Source organism: Vibrio sp. 03-59-1 (genome assembly GCF_013114135.1).
In the GTDB taxonomy this organism is placed as follows: domain Bacteria; phylum Pseudomonadota; class Gammaproteobacteria; order Enterobacterales; family Vibrionaceae; genus Vibrio; species Vibrio cortegadensis.
On the sequence record NZ_VTYA01000031.1, the window covers coordinates 1 to 17,758 of the forward strand.

34 protein-coding genes are annotated in these 17,758 nt (G+C 43.9%); 2 read left to right on the plus strand and 32 right to left on the minus strand.

The window, feature by feature from the left end; genetic code table 11:
• Positions 1-352: 352 nt before the first annotated feature.
• The gene (locus F0249_RS19030; protein ID WP_171757502.1) at positions 353-775 is read left to right on the plus strand and encodes a phage protein; all 423 of its coding nucleotides are present in this window, start codon (positions 353-355) and stop codon (positions 773-775) included.
• Positions 776-813: 38 nt separating this feature from the next.
• Here F0249_RS19030 and F0249_RS19035 read toward each other — a convergent pair whose 3' ends face one another.
• From F0249_RS19035 to F0249_RS19155, 25 genes are all read right to left on the minus strand, one after another.
• Entirely contained in the window at positions 814-1,518 is a 705-nt protein-coding gene (locus F0249_RS19035) for a hypothetical protein (protein WP_171757503.1), read from the minus strand.
• Positions 1,519-1,634: 116 nt separating this feature from the next.
• The gene (locus F0249_RS19040) at positions 1,635-1,784 is read right to left on the minus strand and encodes a hypothetical protein (protein WP_171757504.1); all 150 of its coding nucleotides are present in this window, start codon (positions 1,782-1,784) and stop codon (positions 1,635-1,637) included.
• Positions 1,772-1,993 (minus strand): hypothetical protein, encoded by a 222-nt coding sequence (locus F0249_RS19045; RefSeq protein WP_171757505.1) that lies wholly within the window; start codon positions 1,991-1,993, stop codon positions 1,772-1,774. The genes F0249_RS19040 and F0249_RS19045 overlap by 13 nt, the downstream gene beginning before the upstream one ends.
• Before the next feature lie 91 nt (positions 1,994-2,084).
• Positions 2,085-2,492, minus strand: coding sequence for a structural protein (locus F0249_RS19050; RefSeq protein ID WP_253825350.1), 408 nt, complete (start codon positions 2,490-2,492; stop codon positions 2,085-2,087).
• Positions 2,485-2,673 carry a hypothetical protein gene (locus F0249_RS19055; protein WP_171757501.1) on the minus strand — a complete coding sequence of 63 codons (189 nt, stop codon included), beginning with the start codon at positions 2,671-2,673 and terminating at the stop codon, positions 2,485-2,487. The genes F0249_RS19050 and F0249_RS19055 overlap by 8 nt, the downstream gene beginning before the upstream one ends.
• Positions 2,670-3,287 carry a hypothetical protein gene (locus F0249_RS19060; RefSeq protein ID WP_171757506.1) on the minus strand — a complete coding sequence of 206 codons (618 nt, stop codon included), beginning with the start codon at positions 3,285-3,287 and terminating at the stop codon, positions 2,670-2,672. The genes F0249_RS19055 and F0249_RS19060 overlap by 4 nt, the downstream gene beginning before the upstream one ends.
• On the minus strand, positions 3,284-3,910 hold the full coding sequence (locus F0249_RS19065; protein WP_171757507.1) for a hypothetical protein: 627 nt from the start codon (positions 3,908-3,910) through the stop codon (positions 3,284-3,286). Before F0249_RS19065 ends, F0249_RS19060 begins: the two co-directional genes overlap by 4 nt.
• A 1-nt stretch (position 3,911) precedes the next feature.
• The gene (locus tag F0249_RS19070; protein WP_171757508.1) at positions 3,912-4,922 is read right to left on the minus strand and encodes a hypothetical protein; all 1,011 of its coding nucleotides are present in this window, start codon (positions 4,920-4,922) and stop codon (positions 3,912-3,914) included.
• Complete coding sequence (locus F0249_RS19075; protein WP_171757509.1) at positions 4,912-5,340, minus strand: hypothetical protein; 429 nt, start codon at positions 5,338-5,340, stop codon at positions 4,912-4,914. The genes F0249_RS19070 and F0249_RS19075 overlap by 11 nt, the downstream gene beginning before the upstream one ends.
• Before the next feature lies 1 nt (position 5,341).
• Positions 5,342-5,548, minus strand: coding sequence for a hypothetical protein (locus tag F0249_RS19080; RefSeq protein ID WP_171757510.1), 207 nt, complete (start codon positions 5,546-5,548; stop codon positions 5,342-5,344).
• Positions 5,548-5,691, minus strand: coding sequence for a hypothetical protein (locus tag F0249_RS19085; protein ID WP_171757511.1), 144 nt, complete (start codon positions 5,689-5,691; stop codon positions 5,548-5,550). Before F0249_RS19085 ends, F0249_RS19080 begins: the two co-directional genes overlap by 1 nt.
• Positions 5,692-5,700: 9 nt before the next feature.
• Positions 5,701-5,994 carry a hypothetical protein gene (locus tag F0249_RS19090; protein ID WP_171757512.1) on the minus strand — a complete coding sequence of 98 codons (294 nt, stop codon included), beginning with the start codon at positions 5,992-5,994 and terminating at the stop codon, positions 5,701-5,703.
• A 13-nt stretch (positions 5,995-6,007) separates the two neighbouring features.
• Positions 6,008-6,820 carry a major capsid protein P2 gene (locus F0249_RS19095; protein WP_171757513.1) on the minus strand — a complete coding sequence of 271 codons (813 nt, stop codon included), beginning with the start codon at positions 6,818-6,820 and terminating at the stop codon, positions 6,008-6,010.
• A gap of 230 nt (positions 6,821-7,050) precedes the next feature.
• A complete protein-coding gene (locus F0249_RS19100; protein WP_171757514.1) occupies positions 7,051-7,725 on the minus strand; it encodes an ATP-binding protein in 675 nt (224 codons plus the stop codon).
• The gene (locus F0249_RS19105; RefSeq protein WP_171757515.1) at positions 7,712-8,164 is read right to left on the minus strand and encodes a hypothetical protein; all 453 of its coding nucleotides are present in this window, start codon (positions 8,162-8,164) and stop codon (positions 7,712-7,714) included. Before F0249_RS19105 ends, F0249_RS19100 begins: the two co-directional genes overlap by 14 nt.
• A complete protein-coding gene (locus tag F0249_RS19110) occupies positions 8,164-8,553 on the minus strand; it encodes a hypothetical protein (protein ID WP_171757516.1) in 390 nt (129 codons plus the stop codon). Before F0249_RS19110 ends, F0249_RS19105 begins: the two co-directional genes overlap by 1 nt.
• Positions 8,554-8,587: 34 nt before the next feature.
• Positions 8,588-8,752: a hypothetical protein gene (locus tag F0249_RS19115; protein ID WP_171757517.1), complete on the minus strand. Its 165-nt coding sequence runs from the start codon at positions 8,750-8,752 to the stop codon at positions 8,588-8,590.
• Between the two features lie 9 nt (positions 8,753-8,761).
• Positions 8,762-10,714 (minus strand): hypothetical protein, encoded by a 1,953-nt coding sequence (locus F0249_RS19120; RefSeq protein WP_171757518.1) that lies wholly within the window; start codon positions 10,712-10,714, stop codon positions 8,762-8,764.
• A gap of 106 nt (positions 10,715-10,820) precedes the next feature.
• A complete protein-coding gene (locus F0249_RS19125; RefSeq protein WP_171757519.1) occupies positions 10,821-11,018 on the minus strand; it encodes a DNA-binding transcriptional regulator in 198 nt (65 codons plus the stop codon).
• Entirely contained in the window at positions 11,015-11,206 is a 192-nt protein-coding gene (locus F0249_RS19130) for a hypothetical protein (protein WP_171757520.1), read from the minus strand. Before F0249_RS19130 ends, F0249_RS19125 begins: the two co-directional genes overlap by 4 nt.
• Entirely contained in the window at positions 11,203-11,382 is a 180-nt protein-coding gene (locus tag F0249_RS19135) for a hypothetical protein (RefSeq protein ID WP_171757521.1), read from the minus strand. Before F0249_RS19135 ends, F0249_RS19130 begins: the two co-directional genes overlap by 4 nt.
• Positions 11,379-11,573: a hypothetical protein gene (locus tag F0249_RS19140; RefSeq protein WP_171757522.1), complete on the minus strand. Its 195-nt coding sequence runs from the start codon at positions 11,571-11,573 to the stop codon at positions 11,379-11,381. Before F0249_RS19140 ends, F0249_RS19135 begins: the two co-directional genes overlap by 4 nt.
• On the minus strand, positions 11,560-11,796 hold the full coding sequence (locus F0249_RS19145; RefSeq protein ID WP_171757523.1) for a hypothetical protein: 237 nt from the start codon (positions 11,794-11,796) through the stop codon (positions 11,560-11,562). Before F0249_RS19145 ends, F0249_RS19140 begins: the two co-directional genes overlap by 14 nt.
• Positions 11,793-12,203 carry a hypothetical protein gene (locus F0249_RS19150; RefSeq protein ID WP_171757524.1) on the minus strand — a complete coding sequence of 137 codons (411 nt, stop codon included), beginning with the start codon at positions 12,201-12,203 and terminating at the stop codon, positions 11,793-11,795. Before F0249_RS19150 ends, F0249_RS19145 begins: the two co-directional genes overlap by 4 nt.
• A complete protein-coding gene (locus tag F0249_RS19155; protein WP_171757525.1) occupies positions 12,200-12,442 on the minus strand; it encodes a DUF3850 domain-containing protein in 243 nt (80 codons plus the stop codon). Before F0249_RS19155 ends, F0249_RS19150 begins: the two co-directional genes overlap by 4 nt.
• A 324-nt stretch (positions 12,443-12,766) precedes the next feature.
• Here F0249_RS19155 and F0249_RS19160 point away from each other — a divergent pair, with 324 nt between their 5' ends.
• Positions 12,767-13,030 (plus strand): helix-turn-helix transcriptional regulator, encoded by a 264-nt coding sequence (locus tag F0249_RS19160; protein WP_171757531.1) that lies wholly within the window; start codon positions 12,767-12,769, stop codon positions 13,028-13,030.
• A 356-nt stretch (positions 13,031-13,386) separates the two neighbouring features.
• Here the strand turns inward: F0249_RS19160 and F0249_RS19170 are convergent, their stop codons facing one another.
• The 7 genes from F0249_RS19170 to F0249_RS19200 all read right to left on the minus strand — a co-directional run.
• Complete coding sequence (locus F0249_RS19170; protein WP_171757526.1) at positions 13,387-13,677, minus strand: helix-turn-helix domain-containing protein; 291 nt, start codon at positions 13,675-13,677, stop codon at positions 13,387-13,389.
• 179 nt (positions 13,678-13,856) lie between these two features.
• Positions 13,857-15,290, minus strand: a complete 1,434-nt coding sequence (locus F0249_RS19175) for a zonular occludens toxin domain-containing protein (RefSeq protein ID WP_171757527.1) — start codon at positions 15,288-15,290, stop codon at positions 13,857-13,859.
• A gap of 1 nt (position 15,291) precedes the next feature.
• Positions 15,292-15,636 carry a hypothetical protein gene (locus F0249_RS19180; RefSeq protein ID WP_171757528.1) on the minus strand — a complete coding sequence of 115 codons (345 nt, stop codon included), beginning with the start codon at positions 15,634-15,636 and terminating at the stop codon, positions 15,292-15,294.
• A gap of 8 nt (positions 15,637-15,644) precedes the next feature.
• On the minus strand, positions 15,645-16,901 hold the full coding sequence (locus F0249_RS20145) for a hypothetical protein (protein WP_216599667.1): 1,257 nt from the start codon (positions 16,899-16,901) through the stop codon (positions 15,645-15,647).
• Between the two features lie 121 nt (positions 16,902-17,022).
• Complete coding sequence (locus tag F0249_RS19190) at positions 17,023-17,244, minus strand: hypothetical protein (protein WP_171757529.1); 222 nt, start codon at positions 17,242-17,244, stop codon at positions 17,023-17,025.
• An 11-nt stretch (positions 17,245-17,255) separates the two neighbouring features.
• Entirely contained in the window at positions 17,256-17,534 is a 279-nt protein-coding gene (locus F0249_RS19195; protein WP_253825352.1) for a transcriptional regulator, read from the minus strand.
• A gap of 2 nt (positions 17,535-17,536) precedes the next feature.
• Positions 17,537-17,758 (minus strand): G5P family DNA-binding protein (locus tag F0249_RS19200; RefSeq protein WP_216599668.1); only part of this gene is annotated, 222 nt, incomplete at its 5' end.

A 17,758-nucleotide genomic window follows, 5' to 3' on the forward strand; every position in this document is an offset into this window, starting at 1 on the left:
GAGCCAGCAAGCTGACTCCCAGAATGAGCATATCCCTCGCCCACGTTTTGATTCAGTTAAGCAAAGCAAACCACTCAACATAAATTTATGCCAATAATACGCACCGAGATAGCCGAATTTAACATTTAGCGATAAATGCACATTTAATTGAGTTATTCCCAATAAAACAACCACTTAATTGAACTAACATCAAGTTATCACCGCGTCATTTCCCCATCATCAATAAGGCTGTGTTATTGGAAGTTATCGACATATTGTCCTATCTTCCTGATTAATCGATATATTCGATTAAAACACGTAAAGCAATCGAAAAAAACCATTAATAACGATTTGTAAACGTGAGGCTTATCACATGACCTTTGAGGCATTTTCTACGCTATTCTGGCGTGAATTCGATTCTATCAAGCAAGGTGCGGACTATTTCCACGTCAAACCCGTGACCGTTCGGCGTTGGCTTAACCATGAAAAAAACATCAATCCCATGGCTGAAAAGCTGCTGTTAATCAAATCTCTTGGCTATTTGCCTAATGATGTTCGTTGGTGCGGCTTTCGCGTCGATGAATCGCGGGCGGTTATGGTGACCCCTAGCGGGCGTGAATTTAGCCCCAAGGAATTAGAGAGCTTTGTACACTGGCGGGACGAACACCGCCAACTGGTTGAAAAACACGGGCACATTGAAAGCCCTAAATATTACCCTGCTAAAACCAATCATTTGCCCTTTCGAGGTAATCGCCGCATGACCGCCGCGCCATGGATCCCCACCAAAAGGAAATAAACAAAGGGCGCATGACGCGCCCTTTATGTGTTTACGGTTTAATTGAGTGGGACACTTCCCCATAAGAGTTTGCTATCACTGCCCAACAATCCGCCCATGTAACTTTGACCATTGTGTGAAGCGGTCACAATGACCCCGTTATAGCTGCCGTTTAAATCATCATCGACACACGATACGGCTTGCGCGTTTGTAAGATCAAAATAATCACCATTTCTGACCAGTGTTCCTGATATTTGACACACAGCACTTGCCAATGAAAACGCCCCATCGGTGCCAATCGCCCACACGCTGCCGTCGTCTGTGTTGGTGTACGTTCCTGCAATCTCTGATAAGGCTTTTGTACTTGCGGCTTTGTCCAGTGTGTACACCATATTCTGGTTGTTCACTGTGCCCGTTATCGTTGCGGTATCACCGTTAAATGTGCCTGTCATTTTAAGCGCACTGTCGGTTAAATAATTGCTTGTATCGGCGTACGTTACGCCTGTTGTCACTATCTTATTTGGTGATGATTCTGCCGTATGCGTGAAATACACCGCATTCGCCGCAAAGTCCCCGACAATGACATTATTTTGTGTGCGAGTATCATCAACGACCATCACCACCAAATCGGCGTCATTCACATAAATTCCGTTTGATTCAAAGCCTGTTTGCGGCGTTGGTGAACTAGACGAACCACCGCCGCCACCGCATCCCACTAATGCTGCTGCTGATATCACCAACGCGCCAACGAGTTTACTTTTCATTACCTGTCCTTTTTTGTTATTAACTTAAATTCATTGCAACTATACAACTATTCTATAAATCAATACATTACCCACAAAAGAAAAGACGCAACAATGTGCGCCTTTGTGATGTGTTTCTATTCTGCTAGTTTGTGCTCAAGTGCGGTGACACGGTTATCAAGCTTTTCAAGTGCTAACTTTATCCATGTAATGTCCGTTCTTAATGCGACCACCGTTGCAATGCTTGAGACTGCCCCCGTCAAGGCGGCGACTGCTAGTGTTTCCATTCATTACGCGCCGTTTCCCAAATGCCCATCAATAGCGGTGCGGCTGTGCCAATCAATCCGCCCCATTGCACACCGTCACCAGTGACCGACGCTGTAATTAACTCAGGATGCCCCGCCACTAATGCGCCGCCCGCCACCACTAACGCCAATCCTTTTTTGGTGGATGGCTGCTCTAAATCAATACCAATCTTTTTTAAAAGCTCTTTCATAGTAAGTTACTCTTCCTTAAATACTTTATGGTGTAAGCCGCTAACACGCCGCCCACTACGGTTATTGCTATTTTTTTGTAGTCGTCTTTTGTCATGCCATGGCGACCCCTTGCGCCGCATCGTCACGCGAGTAATGGCGACCCACTTCCATGATTGACATAGCGTGAACCATGGTGGTTAGGGTTTCATCATCGCTTAGGTTGATTGGGGCATCTGGCGACACGCCTAGCTGCTTGGCCACAAAGAGCGCATAGTTATGAGTGTTGTTTTCGCTTGGTGGTGCAAAGCGAGCGATTAGCTCAGAAACGGTATTTAACCCGTATAGCTTTTGGTAGTTTCTCAGCACCTTAGCGCCCGCTCTGAATCCGTATTTAGAGTGGCTGAACGTTTCGAAAGCAGCGTCTTTTGATTTCGCTTCGCCTTGCCAGTTGTTCCCAATACGAATGTTAAGCGGGTTATTGTTACGAATGCCGCGATTGACGTGTTTTGATTTACTCATCCAAAGCGCCCCCATCGTTAGCAACAAGATCACTATCATTCGGTAGTTGTTCATAAAATGTAGCCTCGGCAGTGTGCGTTATTTCTCCATTAGAATTACTAATTTCAATTTTGAAGTATTCCCCTTCAAGCGGCGGTCTTTGCACCCAGATCCCATCATCTAATGTGTATTTTGTGATCATGACCATTCCCCCAAAGATATAAGCGCGCTTGTGCCTGCGCCTGCGGTTGACCCACGGACACAAACTATTCTTAACGATTCCTTAAATGATAATTGCCCTATTATTCCGTTATCTCTGGACAAATCCCCCCAAGAGGCTTCGATGTAATGACCGTCAAGCCATAATTTGACCAATTTAACCCGTTGCGCATAGCTCGTAACATTGTTGATAAGACCTGCGCCCGTTATATTGACCAATTCAAATGTTGAATCTTCACTGCCTGAAACATTGTTCGAAAAACTCTGAATTAATAGCGTTTTAAAGTACCCGCTAAACTGGCTATTTTTTACGTCTAGGTTTTTGCTTGTGACATGCTGGTTAATGCCTGCTTTTGCTGTATTTATCACACTGGATGTGTGTGCATTAATGGCGGCGACTTCGGTTGATATTTCCCCGTTCACCGTTGTTAATGCACCAATATCCTGAATAATTTCAGAGTTGCCATTGGTGATTTTTTGAGATAATACGTTAGTACCTGATTCGACCTTTGCACCCACGGCATTTACATCCGCTTTCAAGCTTTCGCGCATGGCGTTAAGCAGTGGCGTTAAGTCTTGCGGGTTATTGATGATCAAAATAACACCTCCGTTACACTGACTTTTGCGCTTGAATCGGACGCATTGAATAGATAAACATCCGCACTTGAATCAATCACCGTTGAGGCGGGCGCACTGATTGAACCATGCAATACCGCACCAATGTTCGCCGCCACATTTGCCGCGCCCACTCTTAACAAGGTTGGTGAATCACTCAACACTTGAATTAAGGTTTGTTTGCGGTTAGATGCGTTACTGGTGACGCGCTTGACTTCGCCCGCTTGCAATGTCATGTCTGGCGCACTGCTTAATCGGCTTGACGCAATCAGCTCAATTTTAAGTCCGTCCTCAACACGAACGGACGCTTCAAACTGAATTGGGTCAATGATTCGCTGAACGACAATATTTTGCATGGCTTGCGTTTGAACTTTTAGATCACTGATTTGGTAGTCAATACTGACCGCCTCAGCGTGATTGTTTTCAAAACGCATTGCGCCAAACTCTGACACGTCCACCGCATCACCAGAATCTAACGAAAGCCCACGAAATGAATCGCTTTCTAACATCACCGATTTGGTTAACGAACGGATGATTAAGTATTTGCCTTGCTTGGCAACATCAAAAGGAAATGACGCGCCCGCTTGAATGTAAATTTTTGGCATGTTACCCCCTTACCGCAATTGCAACGGATAAAGCAATCGCAGTTGCAACGCCTAGCTTCATCATGGAATCACTCGCGCCCGTTTGAGACTGCGAAATCGTTTTCTCTGTTACCCCTGCAAAGGTTTCAGATAGCCCAATCACTTCTTTTGTGGTTTGAGCACTTTGCCCCGCCATATCGTTAGCCAAATCCACCGTATCACGCGCATTTTCACGCATTTTTTCAATGGCTTTATTGCTGATACTTTCGTTACTGTCTAGCGCGTCAGATAGCGATTCAGAACCAAAATCAAACGCTCTTTTGTTGGCATCTGCCGCCGCGCTCATGGCTGACTTACTGATGCTTTCATTGCTGCTTAGCGCATCGGATAATGATTCCGTCACTCTTCTATTAGCATCTGCTGCCATATCCATGGCGGCTTTGCTGATATTCTCGTTACTATCAAGCGCATCACGCCCAAAGTTAAACGAACTATCGAGCGCACCTTCTGCCACACCTAATGATTCACGCCCAAAACTAAACGCTTCATTTTGCGCCTTTGTTGCTGCAGCCAGTGCCGCTTCGTTGGCTTTGCGGTTTTCTTCCATGGCGGTTTTCGTGACATCGCCCGCTAAATCGGTCGCATCACCAATCGCGCCGCTGACCATGCTCAACGATTCATCAATGGCATGTTGATTCGCATCAAGCGCACTTTCACCAAAGTTAAAAGCGTCTCTGTGCACGTCTTTATTTGCATCAATGGCACTTTCACCAAAGCGAAACGCGTCTTTGTGGACATCGGCAACCATGTTGCCCGCACCTTTGTAGCCCGCCACAATGGAATCCATCGCTTTTTGTGAGGTTTTGCTTGCGGCTTCGATTGCACCGTGGTCAGTTTGGGTCATGTTGACGTTAATTTCAGAGCCGTTCACGCCTGAAATTGCCGTCCCTAAATTATCACCACTAATCGCATTTTGACCGCTAACGTTAGTGGTGGTGTTACTGCTTCTGCTTTTTGATTTATTACTCGACATACGTCCTCGCCAATATCAGCTTATGGATTGTGTCTCCTGTTGGGTACGCTTTCACGCATTCAAACCCCAACCGCGCCAGCATGCGGCGCATCGCAGGAATCACCGTTTCATAGCCAATAGATAGATAGCCCATACGCATTGATTTTTGAATAATATCCGCGCCGACAATCATCATGCCTTTGCCCGCAATGGCATCAATAAACAGTTCATTGTCATTGGTCACTCGCGTGATGACATGGACATCAATATTGTCACCCGTAACGTGATACCAACACGCCGCGCCTTTCATTAGGTCATCGACCATACTTTGAAAAGCGCTGTCTCTTTCATCGTCATTGATTCGTGCAAATGCAACATTCAAGCATGTGATGCAACGTTCTAATGTGATGAGTTCAGGCGTGATGATTTCGTAGTGCATATTATTTCTTCAACATGTACAGCACACCCAGTGCCACAACCGCGCCAATAATGAGAGTGGTATTACTCACACCGCCTCCCATATTGATATCGCCTGTGCGAAAATCAGTGGTGCTGTTTGCACCCGATTTCGTTTCGCCCATCGTGGCACTGGGTGAAATAGGCGAGCCGTTCCCGTTGGTTAATCCGCCGCCAATTGGTCCAAACATTACTTGAACCCCTTATAAGCCTTGTAACCGAAGTAACAACCGCCGCCAATAAGGGCATAGCGCAGAATTTTGGAGGTTTCAGACCCCACAAAAAAACCGACACCCGCCCCGCCCGCTAACCACAAAATAGGAATAAGTGGCATAAATCCCCCTTATCGCTTGAGTAAAACAATCAGTAACAACGCTGCTACGCCGCCACCAATCATCAACTCTTTTTGTGTGAATCCTGCAAAACCACTTTGCTGTTGCTGTGGTACGCTGCCTTGTGGCTGCGTAACCGTGTTGCCGTGATTATCGGCAACAAGGTTTTGCTGTGGACGTGTAGCAGGGTTGGCTTGTACATCTTTTGACGGGTTAATTAACGTGCCTAGCGCATCGGGAACCGATTCACCCACATCATCAAGCAAACCGCTTCCAAATTTGGTTAAGTCGTCAAAAAAAGACATAAAGCCCCCTTAGTTAGCCCATTAAATCAGGGCGAACAAATTCGACTGACTCGACAAGAATCGGAAGTGAACCCACCACATCACTGGTTGTGACCGTGAATTTAAGTTCAGCGGCGTGAGCGGTAGCGAATAGGTCTTGCAGATAGAAACCGCGCATTACTGGATCAAAGTGATAGATGCCCACTTGCGCCGTTTTGCCGTTACGTTTACCCATATGCGCGGTAAAGTTTCGGCTTGCTTCGTACACTTTTTTGTAATCACGGTGAATGGCTAAATCCGTGACTTTATCGCTTAAAAAGTGCATACGACGAACCACCACTGTTGGGCCTGATATTAAGTTTAAAAACTCGTTATCACCTGCTGCTGTGGCTTGCATGGATTGTGATTTGATTTTAGGTACAGCAATGCGCACAGGCTGCGCTTCCGATACGTTTGCCCACGCTTTAAGTGCAATCGCGGGTGCTGCTGCTTCGTCTGCTACACTTGCGATTTCAACTTCAAGCGTGATGTTATCGCCGCGCTCAGTTACAAGACCCGTTGAACGAATGCCGTTTTTGGTTTTGCCTGTAATGTCAGAGAACGGGATAGTGAACATACCCGCTTTCGCTGGTAAGCCTTTGTAAGCTTCAAGCATAAGAAGCTGTTCACCCGTTAACACGTAGATTTCCTCGCCTTGCAGTGAGATAGCAACGCGCTTGAGCTTTGAGGCGTCAAGGTTCGTATCAAGAATGATTTCTTCGTAAGTAGGACCAACCGATAGCACGACCGTTGATTTTTGACCGTAGCCAATACCTGTAAACGAATTGAGTTTCATTGGAGTGATCATTTAATTACTCCCTTAACCGATGATGTCTTCAACGGCATCTACATTGTTAGATGCCCACACCACCACAGCCGCCATTGCTAATGCAATCATGGCTGTTTTCATTGTTGTTTTGTTCATATGTTCCCCTGTCTCACGACGTTGGTTTGTTGCTGTTTAAAGAGCCATTAGAACACCACCGAAAAGCGCAACGGTTCAAGCGACTCAGCGGTTTTTTTGCGCTCTTTGTCACACTAAAAGCGCATTATTCCTTTTTTCCACCCCTTTTTCCTCTGCTCGATGTAATCACAGGACACCCTATCAACCACGGTTAGACCGCTAATGGCTTGCGCTTCAATCCCTGTTAACTCTTCAAGATAGCGCGCACTTTTTGGGGTCTTTTGCATCATCACATAGGCTAAATCACAGTTATCAATAATGGTCTTAGAGACCTCCTGCCCACGTTGGAAAAGGCTAATCGTATGAATGCCGTATTTGCGCCCCAACCGCAAAAGCTTGCCATAGTAGCCCGTTTCCTTACCGCTTGTGTTGGTGTGCTCGGCGACCTCTTCACAAATGGTTTTCAATGGCTTGGTGTGCAAGCCATTGCCCGCCGCCCAGACCACACGGCAAAACTTATCAAAGTCCTTATCGGTGGTTTCATGGGTTGGAGCGTACGCGATTTTAAACCCCTGCTTGGTTTTTCGACCATGCAAAAGCGCAGCCCCAAAGCTTTTTAGTGTGGTGTATGACCGCACCACTCGCCCCGCCAATTGCCCTTGATAATCCCCAAGCGGATCAAAAATTGCCACTTGGTCAGTGTCTTTAATGAGTTTACGCCGCGCTAATTGGGTTTTTCCACTGCCCGACATACCGCACACCCAAGCGTGACCATTAGATAACTGATTGGACGGGTTAATTGGTCTCATTTGCGGTGTCCTCTTCCGCTGTTTCTGGGGTCGATTGCGGCGTATCAAGCGCTTTTAGCGCTTTGATTTGTGCGTAGGACGTAAAGCCCAGTGTCCCAAGCGCAAGCAGCGCAAACACTTCCTCTTTGTACGGCTCAAGCCACGGCGGTAATTGACCGTTATATTTTGCCAACGCGGGCGCAAGTGCGGCGGCGGTGTTCTCCTTTTGGGTTTCATCGAACGCGAAGCCTTGGTGAGCAAATTGTTTTAATAATCCCTCGGTCATATTCAAGCCAAATAAAGCGGTTATTTGAGCGCTATCGGTTGCGGTCATGCTTGCGCTTTCTTTGCCCATTTCTGGCGGTACGAATTCTTCGTCTAACTCATTGAGAAAAGCGTTTTCTTCCCCTGTTAGCGGTTGCGGTTTGTCGATTTCGGGTAGTGTGATTTCTTCGTCCATTACGCTGCCCCCGCCGATAGTTTTTTCAAGCCGAACGCCGTGAGCGCAAGCGCACCCAACACGCCCCAACCAATCAACGACGTTGGTTTTGATTCTGGCGGTGTGTCTTCGTGTTCTTGCGTAGTTTCCTCAGCGCTCAGTATTTCTTCCTTAGTGGTATCCACCTCTGGAGGCTCTGGGGTAATAAGCATATCAAGCGCAATCTGCGCCGCTTCCTTTTCCATGTGCTGGGCAAATTCACTTTGAATGTTTTTGCCTTTTCGCGTATCGGTGCCGCAATCGCATTTCGCGTAAAGCGTTTCTGCATTTCTGCCCTTGCCTTGGAATACTTCTTTAATGGCTTGGCATTTTCGACACGGCAAAAAGCCGACGGGCGTTTTAACTTCCATAATGTTCCCCTGTCTCTCGACGTTGGTGTGTTGGTTAATGTTGTGAAATATTGCGCTCTAATTCATCTAGGCGGGCATTGGTTAATTTTATCCATTGCACCAACAATCGCAGCGGTGCGGTGAACCCTTTTGCAAAGGGATTAGCGGACACTTTTTGTGTCTCTTTTTCGATTTCTGACGTTATTAGCTCGGCTTTCATTCGATTTCCTTAATGTAATTTGTGCGCGAAATATTCCTCAACTTGCGCCCATTGTGCGGTTTTAGATTGTTCGATTTCTTCATTTGACGGTAACGGCGGCATCGCTTGATTAAATTGAGACTGCCAGTTATTGCGCTTACTTAAAAAGTATTGGTATTCCTCTTCATAATATTGCTGTGCGTACTGCTGAACCTCGGATAAATCCACATCATTAGTTTGCATTGACCAATCCCGCGCCCCTGCTGCCCAAATCAAAAACTCATCCATTTTCTGTTTTGACTCTTCACCATCAAAACAGATAGAAAATACATTGTCGCTTCGAGCATAGACCCCGCGATTTTTTAATACGTCGCGCTGCTCTTTGATTTCGTTTTCCAATTTCTCGATCAAATTCTGGAGCTTAAAACGGGCGCTTCGCTTGCCTTGATTGTTTTTAATTGCCATCACTTTAATAGCTTCGTCGCGCTTTTCTCGCTTGCGCTTGATTTCTTTTTCAATCGGCTTTCGCCAACGTTCTAAACGGTAGCCACACTCTTTGATAATGCTTGCCATGTTACTGGCTTCAAAACTGGCTAACACTTCCCAATCGGGAGCACGAGAACAGCGGGCGATATTGTAACGATTACCTTTTATTAGCCCTTGGTCTGCATTGCCACCCTTCGCCGCATATCCCACCGCTTTGATTAAGTAGCCCGCCGCCGCATCTCCGTATTTGATTTTTTGTAAGTTAGCCATGCCGTGACCCCATAGCTTTTCAATTTGGTTCGCCCACCCTAAAAAATGATCATGAGGCACTTGCCAATTTAAAAGCACATGCACATGAGGATTAGGTTCGCCATCGTCATTCATTGGGCATTCAGCGACCCAAATATAATGGAAATCAAACGGTGCGCCCGTTGGTCCATGCAGTTCTTTAACGTGTTTGGTCTTTACTTTATGCTCATCAACGGTGTGATACACCGATTTAAGCGGGCGACCTATTCGCCCAGGCACTTTAATTTTTTCGCTATTGAGCTCTAAATTGCTTTGCTTGTGGTTTTTCAGATCATCGGGCTGAAATGAAAAGCCGCGCTCGTAGACTTTCTTCATAGAGTTAAGCAGTCGTGACACTTCCGCGCCGATGGTGGTCGGGATTGGGCAATAGGCTAGTCCGTCTTCCGTGAGCGCTTCACCGCCAAAAATATGCTTTCGTTGCTCATCTGAAAACGTCAATGTCAAAAAGGTAGTAAACCCGCCATGACAAGACGCGACATATGCGCCTGATTCGAAGATTTTACGAACGGCGCGAGAGGTTAATTTTTCGGTGTATCGGTCGCCCTGATTTGCTGGCGGTGCGTCGCTTGGTGTTGGCTGGTAAATCATCTGCATTTTGAGTTGATTTGACCACTTGCGCTGCATCAAAAAGGCTTGAGTTCTATTTTTTGGCACATACGTAACTTTGTTCTTTGTGCCTTTCTTCGATTCAATCCAACCTGTAGGCGCAGGAGTGGCGCAGTCATCAAAGTTGTCATAGTTCACGCCCTGAAAGCTTACCGACTTGTCACGGGGCGTAGGCTTGCGATTTTGGTCGATTAAGCGCTTTATTCGAGCGTGTTTTTTCTGTCCGACTTTTGCGCCCTTTGACGAGCCTAGTCTTTCCACGGCTCCGCCGTGCGCTCCGCGCTTAGTATTGGTGAAATAGTCAGGCGGCGTTAATGATAATTTTCCATCTTTAAACAGTTCGCCCGCTTCCGCCGTTTTTACCGTTTTCAAAAAGTGCAATTGCTCGGCAATTTTCAGCTTTTGATTTTCACTTTCTAGCCAATCATTATTTGGAGCACTAAAAAAACCGCTTTCGAGAGCGGCTATATTTTTATCAGTTTGTCCCACATCTTGCGCTAAGGCGGTGACGTGTTTCACGTCTTCAATGCTCAGAACGTTTGCAATTTCCCGCTCTGGTTGTGGTTCGTATAAGTGATTCATGCGGTTACCCACCACTCATATGCAATATTTATTAATGCAATGCCAATGGCGATATCAAGCGCAGCAAAAAACAACATGCCGACGATTTTTAAAACTTCAAATTTACTCATAACTCAACCGCCGCCCTAACAAGTTTAAGATCAAATAGGACACTCGCAGGAACTTGAGTTTTCCCGCTTTCCCAACGTGAATACGTTCCTTGAGATACGTCTAACTTGTGCTTTTTCATGAATTCAAGTTGTTTCAATCCGCTGTCTTTGCGCGCCTTGTGCAACAACATTGCTGATATTGGATACTGACTCATAAACGCTCCAAAGAGATATACTTACCCGTTACCGTGTCACGAAGGGTGTTGAATGATAAATGACGGTGTTCACAACATGCCTTTGCAAGCATTTCGAATTCAGTTACGCGCTCTGATGGAATCCAAAGCGTTTTTTTCTGTAAGCCTTTCTCTTTGAGACGCTGCTCATAGCGTGCGTTTTTACTCATTGAAACGTCCCCGTACCCCACGCACTGAACAACCAGTAAGTGCAACCGACCACCGCCCAAACTGCCATTATTGCGGTTCCTGAATCTGACCAATCAAACTTATAACCAGACCAATTACGCCCCATGAAAAAGCAAAAGAAACCAATAACAAAAGCAGCTAATACGTTGTGATTCATGCTGTCACCACTAAGCGGCGGTTTTTATCCACTGGAATGACACCAATATAAGGATTGATATAGGTTACTGGGTGATTTGCGTAGGCTTCACATTGAGCAATTGCCACATAGAAATTGCGGTGCGCTTTAAATGGGACAGGTTCGCCCATTTGCTGCATTGTTTTATTATGAATTAATTCAACCGTTGCCATGGGTCACCACCTCACCGCCAACAGAGTAAAGGACACCACCCCAGAACTGGATAGGCGTTCCATAACTTATCGCTTCAGCAACTCTTTCCTTAGTGATTTGGGTCGCTTCCACACAAGATATGGCTAATAGTGAACTTTCATCATCTTCAGCAATAACAAAAATCATGTTCCCTACCGCGCTACTCATCTCGTAATATTGAGCATTAAGATCAGCAAACATCATAGTTCACCCCCAATAGAATCCGCCCCTTTCGGGGCATCATCGTTTTGCTTACGGAGTTCTTTATTGTTGGCTTTTCTTAATTGATTTCTTAATGGCGAATTTTTACGACTTTGAATTTGATTATTGCGCTTGATTGCCTTAAATAAACGCATCCTATTTTTTTGACTTACCACGGACAACAAAATAAACGCACTATAGGAATCTGGCATTTTTTGAATAAATTCCGATTCGCTTTTTTTGTGTTTGTTGCTTTCAATCAACGAAGCACATTGAACCACCCTTGCGTGTCCCATTAAAAACCTTAAAGCGCCATAGTGATGTGAAATGCCAACGATAGAGCCAACACGGCAAGCCTTTGATAACGCCTTAAAGTGGAATTTTTGAGTTTCATGCTTGGCTAATATCATGATGCGTCACCTTCTTGACCACCACAAACCCATACGAACGAAAATACGATATAACCATCTTTTTGCTCATAGCTTGTAATGTACTTAATATGCACCACGAGATAACGCTCACCGTCAGACATTCTGACCTTATCGCCTACGCGGTAACCTCGGTCATCCTTTCTAATTTCAAAGGTCTTATCCCCATCAATAATCGAATTGAGGTACTCGGGTTTAATTTTGACGTTGTGAACTTTCATGCTAGCCCCCTCCAATTAGACGCATCAAAAGGCGCTTTGCTTTTTTGGAAGTCCTTAGCGAATCTGGCGCGCAACTTTGCCACCATGGATAAGGACTTTTGCGTTTTTTCAGGGCTTGGATTTACGCACCCTGCCATATCTGGGCAAGGTAAATGAATTGGGTCAAATGATGGGTTTTGCATAATGTCAGCCTCCGCAAGCTGTTAATGTCTACGGAAAAGACAATAATTCCTATAAATGGATATGTCCACCGACCAGACATAGTGAAAAGAACATTATGATCCACTATGATTTAACAATTGATGCTTAGGGAATGCCGCTATGATGAATTACACAAATGCACTTTTAGACAGAGTGAAAGCTAGGTTCGAATTGACCTCAGAGTATCAACTCGCCAAAAAATTAGAGGTTCCCCATAGCAGTTTGCACCGATGGCGCAAAGGCAATAGTTCTATGGAGTGGGATACAGCGTTTAAAATAGCGGACTTGTTACAAGAAGACGATCAAAATGTCGTCTATGGTTTGATAGACGATAAGTATACAAACCCTCGCCTAATCAATGCCTTACATGATGCCCGCGACCACTAGCGGGCATTTACCACATTATACATAATACGCACTAAGCGTTAATTCGTTTTAGACCGTCTAAGGCATCCAAATAACCAGAAACAGCCTTACCATTACGATAAAGCTCATCTCTAAGTTGCTCATTCTAACCGCCCTTGATTAAAGCCTTACTCATTGTTGAAGTATTGGTTTGGTCTTTTAGGTCTGAAAGCATTTTCTCATGCTCTGTTGTATCTCGAATTGTTATTGCCATCATTTTTCCTTTCTGCAGAAATTGCCTGGTTTAATTATGATAGCAAAGTTTTGTCTCGAGTCCTGGCACCGGTTCACGTTTTGATAGCAAACCATAAGATACATAATACGCACTAAGCTGTTTTTCATCCTAAAGTAACTTTATATATTAAAAACAATAAAATGCGCTTATCTTCATCGGATAAAGAATCAATTCTAGACTTCAAAAGCTGAATATCAGAAGTCAACACAGATTGACCAAAAAGCGCATCTGACGAACAATTCAAACCATTCATAATAGAATAAAGCGTTGAAAGTTTAGGGTTCGTTTGCCCCCTTTCTATCTTTGAAATCTCTCCAAGCCGAAGCCCACACAAATCCGCAAGCCCTGACTGGGTCAAACCTTTAGCACATCGAAGCTCTTTTAATCTAATCATTTAACAATCCTTTCATAATACGCACTAAGACTTTGACTTAAACTGATGATAAATAGCAAACAAGCCAAAAAAGGAAAATATACAATATTGAAGCCAGTGAAACCAAAGCCAATCATCAACATCAAGAAGCAGAAACCAAAAAGACATTTAACACTCCTTTCATAATACGCACTAAGATATTAACCGTTAGGTAAATCAAAAATATTCACATCTTCCCTTACATCGGTCAGCTGCGAATCCTTAGCATTAAAATCAGGTACAAAATCACTCTGGTTTGGTGGACACGTTAAGAACCTGGCTACATTCACCGAAGACACCTGAATCAAACAATCATCTATCAACTCGAAGCGATAGCCGTAACGCATCAAGACATCAGAACGAAGATAAAATGTGTCCCTACCTTTATCGATACGAAAAACAAAGCTCGATAACGGATTTAAACCTAAGTGCTTACGATAACGAATATCGACAGACGTTAGATAAACAGCATCAGAACCATTGAAAATTGAAAACGACTCATAGAACGGATTCACATCATCAACAACAAGATCACTTTCGAAACCAGTTTCAGAAGTATTAACGCGAGAACCCAACCCATCAGAACTCGAGCGATTTTCTTGAATATTGCCTTGAGGTACTGAAGAACTAGACGAACCAGAAACATTACTTTGCTTAGAACTGGATGAAGTCTCAACAACGTTTTGAACTTCACCCACATCAGAATCAGATAATACATATGTTAAATCCCAAAAAAACTTACCAATAGCAAGAATGCCAACAAGAACCACCAAAATAAATTTTGGCGATTTGAGGATAGAAATATCGGATTTAGTTTCATTAAATCCGCCCGTCCCTGTGGACTTATAAAGCGCAAAAACATCAACAGGAATCTTTTTAGAGCTACAACTAGCAAAATCAGTCTTAGAGCTAGGAGCTGTTTTAGTAGATTTAGGAGGATGATTGAAAATGCGCGGTCTACGTTTGCGAAAAAACGTATCAGTAGAACGGTGTGAATAAGCCTCACCCGCACAACCACGAAGCCAAGTGGGAATAGAGGTATAATCTGGAGTTAATAAAACAATATCCCATTGATATTTTCGATGACGCATAAAAGCACCGTAAAAATTATCTGGATATAACAACCTGTTATTTTCATCTAATTGAGTGCGCTCACAATCATCTGTATCACCATCTTCAAATGAATCAGGGTCAACAGGCAACCAACGAGAATAAAATAACTCTGAAAAATCAGAGGGCAATAAATCAATAAAATCTGATAGCGGACGAGCTAAAAACTTTTCACGCTTAAAACCAACTTCAGGACAATATAAATCCTGACATTCGTCAATAGCAACAAAAGCCCCAATAGGCATCCAACTAAACCAATTTTGCCAAAGCTCAATTCCCTCCTTTGAACGTGTAAATATACGAATCAAACGAGCACTATCTGGAAACTTCTCACCAATCAATTTCTCAATAGATTCTTTGGGTTTAATACCTTCAATATTAGTAACAACAATACGACCTTCACGAAGAGCGGGTAATATTTCAAACCAAGTTAAATACGCAGTCTTATAAGCACCATTCGAGCCATGACGAAACGAAACAGCCATATCACCACCCCATTATTCTAAGTACAAAAGCAGTTGTAAACGCATCAATAATAATCCTTACAGCGTCAACAATACCAAAACGATAAGCAGCAAAACGCAAGTCAGACGGCAAACTATTAAAAGCAGCATTTAAAACCGTATAAACCTCATAGTCTTTTAAAACCATAACCGCAACAGAATAAGCAAGCTCTATCATTTGGATTTTAAAAGTAATATAAAACTTAATTGCCCAAAACCAAGCGTAAGAAAAAATCTCAACAATCAAATCTGGAATGGTAGAAATGAAATCAGAAATAGAACCAAAAACATTAGCGACATATTGAAAAGCACTATAAATAAACTCCATAAATCCCCCTACGACTTACGACCAGACGACATAATAATAAATGCAGCACTCAAGGCAGCAATGAATAATATAACTGTACGAATTGAAACGACATTATCACCGAGAGAATCAAATAAATTAAAACTAACATTAATATCCCCCGAAGCATGATGAAGCGTAAAAGCTCGACCGGAATAAGAACCCTGTTGAAAACTCATCTTACCGTTATTGATTGGAGACTTTGAAGCAAGCTCTTTAAACTCAGTTTCTAAATCCACAATTTCAGTTTTCAAGCCATCAATAGACTCACCTAAAACTGTTCCCTCAGAAAAACCAACACCCTTACCCGGAGTGACAAAAGAACGCCCGTCACCACCACCAGAGCCACCGCCAGAACCAGAACCACCGCCAGAGCCAGAACCACCGCCAGAGCCAGAACCACCGCCAGAGCCGGAATCACCGCCAGAGCCAGAGTCACCACCAGAGCCAGAATCACCACCAGAGCCAGAACCACCGCCAGAGCCAGAGTCACCACCAGAACCAGAGTCACCGCCAGAGCCAGAGTCACCGCCAGAGCCAGAGTCACCACCAGAGCCAGAGTCACCGCCAGAGCCAGAGTCACCGCCAGAGCCAGAGTCACCGCCAGAGCCAGAGTCACCACCAGAGCCAAAGTCACCACCTGAATCACCGCCATTAGCAGGAGCACAACTAGACACGGTAGTGCATGTTAAACCCCCAGAATTATCACCAACAGAACATAAATCACCGCTGTAAGTATATAAACCAGAAGGTCGAGGATTAATAGAATCGTAAGGTCTCCAGTAAGCAGGATTCTCAATTTTAGCCTGACACGAATTTAAGCAAACAGACGTAACATAAGGAGTACCCACAGGAAAATAAATATTATCAGAGCGCTCACCTTTTAATTTTCCACATGCCGATTCACATTCATTTGTATCAGAATTAAGCACCTCACCATCCAAGCATTTAGCAACCTCAAAAACATTGTAATAACCGATAAGACGATTAGATTTATAAGTCAAATTAAGCCGTCGAACTGGTGAGCCACCCGATAAAACTTTAGTGATAACAACACCGCAACTACTACCAATTAACCCCTTAAAATCATCCATGGAATAAATAGAACCGTTTTTTAAAGGTAAAAAAGAGGATTCACAATCACTTCGATTACTAATAAAACTAGAAACCTTATAAAGCTTAGACGAAGCACTAAACGAAACGATGAAAAGTAACAAGAACGCAGCAATGCTTTGTTTAATACTCATAAAATACACCTACAAAAAAAGGAGCCGAAGCCCCTTATTAATTACCCAGAGATAACCCCTGTATAAACCCCGTATAGAAAGGAGCCACACATTAATGCCCCCAAGATAATGGTTATTACCATTACTTACGAAGCCAAGAAACAACCATGCCAAGACCAAAACCAAGCGCAGCAATGCCGATAACCCCCGAAGTGGTCAAGGAAACCATTGATTTACCAGCATCGACAGCCGCAGTAATAGCAGTTTCGTTAGCACCCTCTGCAAAAGCAGAACCAGACGCAGTAACCAAAACAGAAGCTGCAAGAAGTTTGTTATTTAAGATGTTACGAGTTTTGTTAAACATAATATTTCCTATTATTTTCCAAGATATTTAAGTACACGACCTAACACATGACCACCGATAAATGTTAAAAGAGATTGCTTAATAACAAACTCATATAAACCAGAGTCAAATTCCAACAATGACCAATCAAATTGACCATCAACTAACTGCGTAACCTGTTCAGTAGACATCAAAATATATTCACAACTATCACCAACTGACTGCTGTAAAACACCCAAAACACTCAAAGCATCCTGTTTGGAGACCTCAAGCATAGAACTCAACTTAGCAATTAAATCCTGTATATCCATAATTAAGCACTCACAGGAATTAGAAACATTTCACGACCGACTTCAATATCGCCATGCATCCCAACGACCAAAGAATTTACAGATAAATGATATTTACCAGCAGGCCAAACAGGTTGACCCTCAGACATTTTGATTTTGAACTCGATAGGGAATTTACCACCAGTATGAGCATAACCAATTTGAGTAATCATTTTCCAAGGCTTACCCTTAACAGTCACACCCTC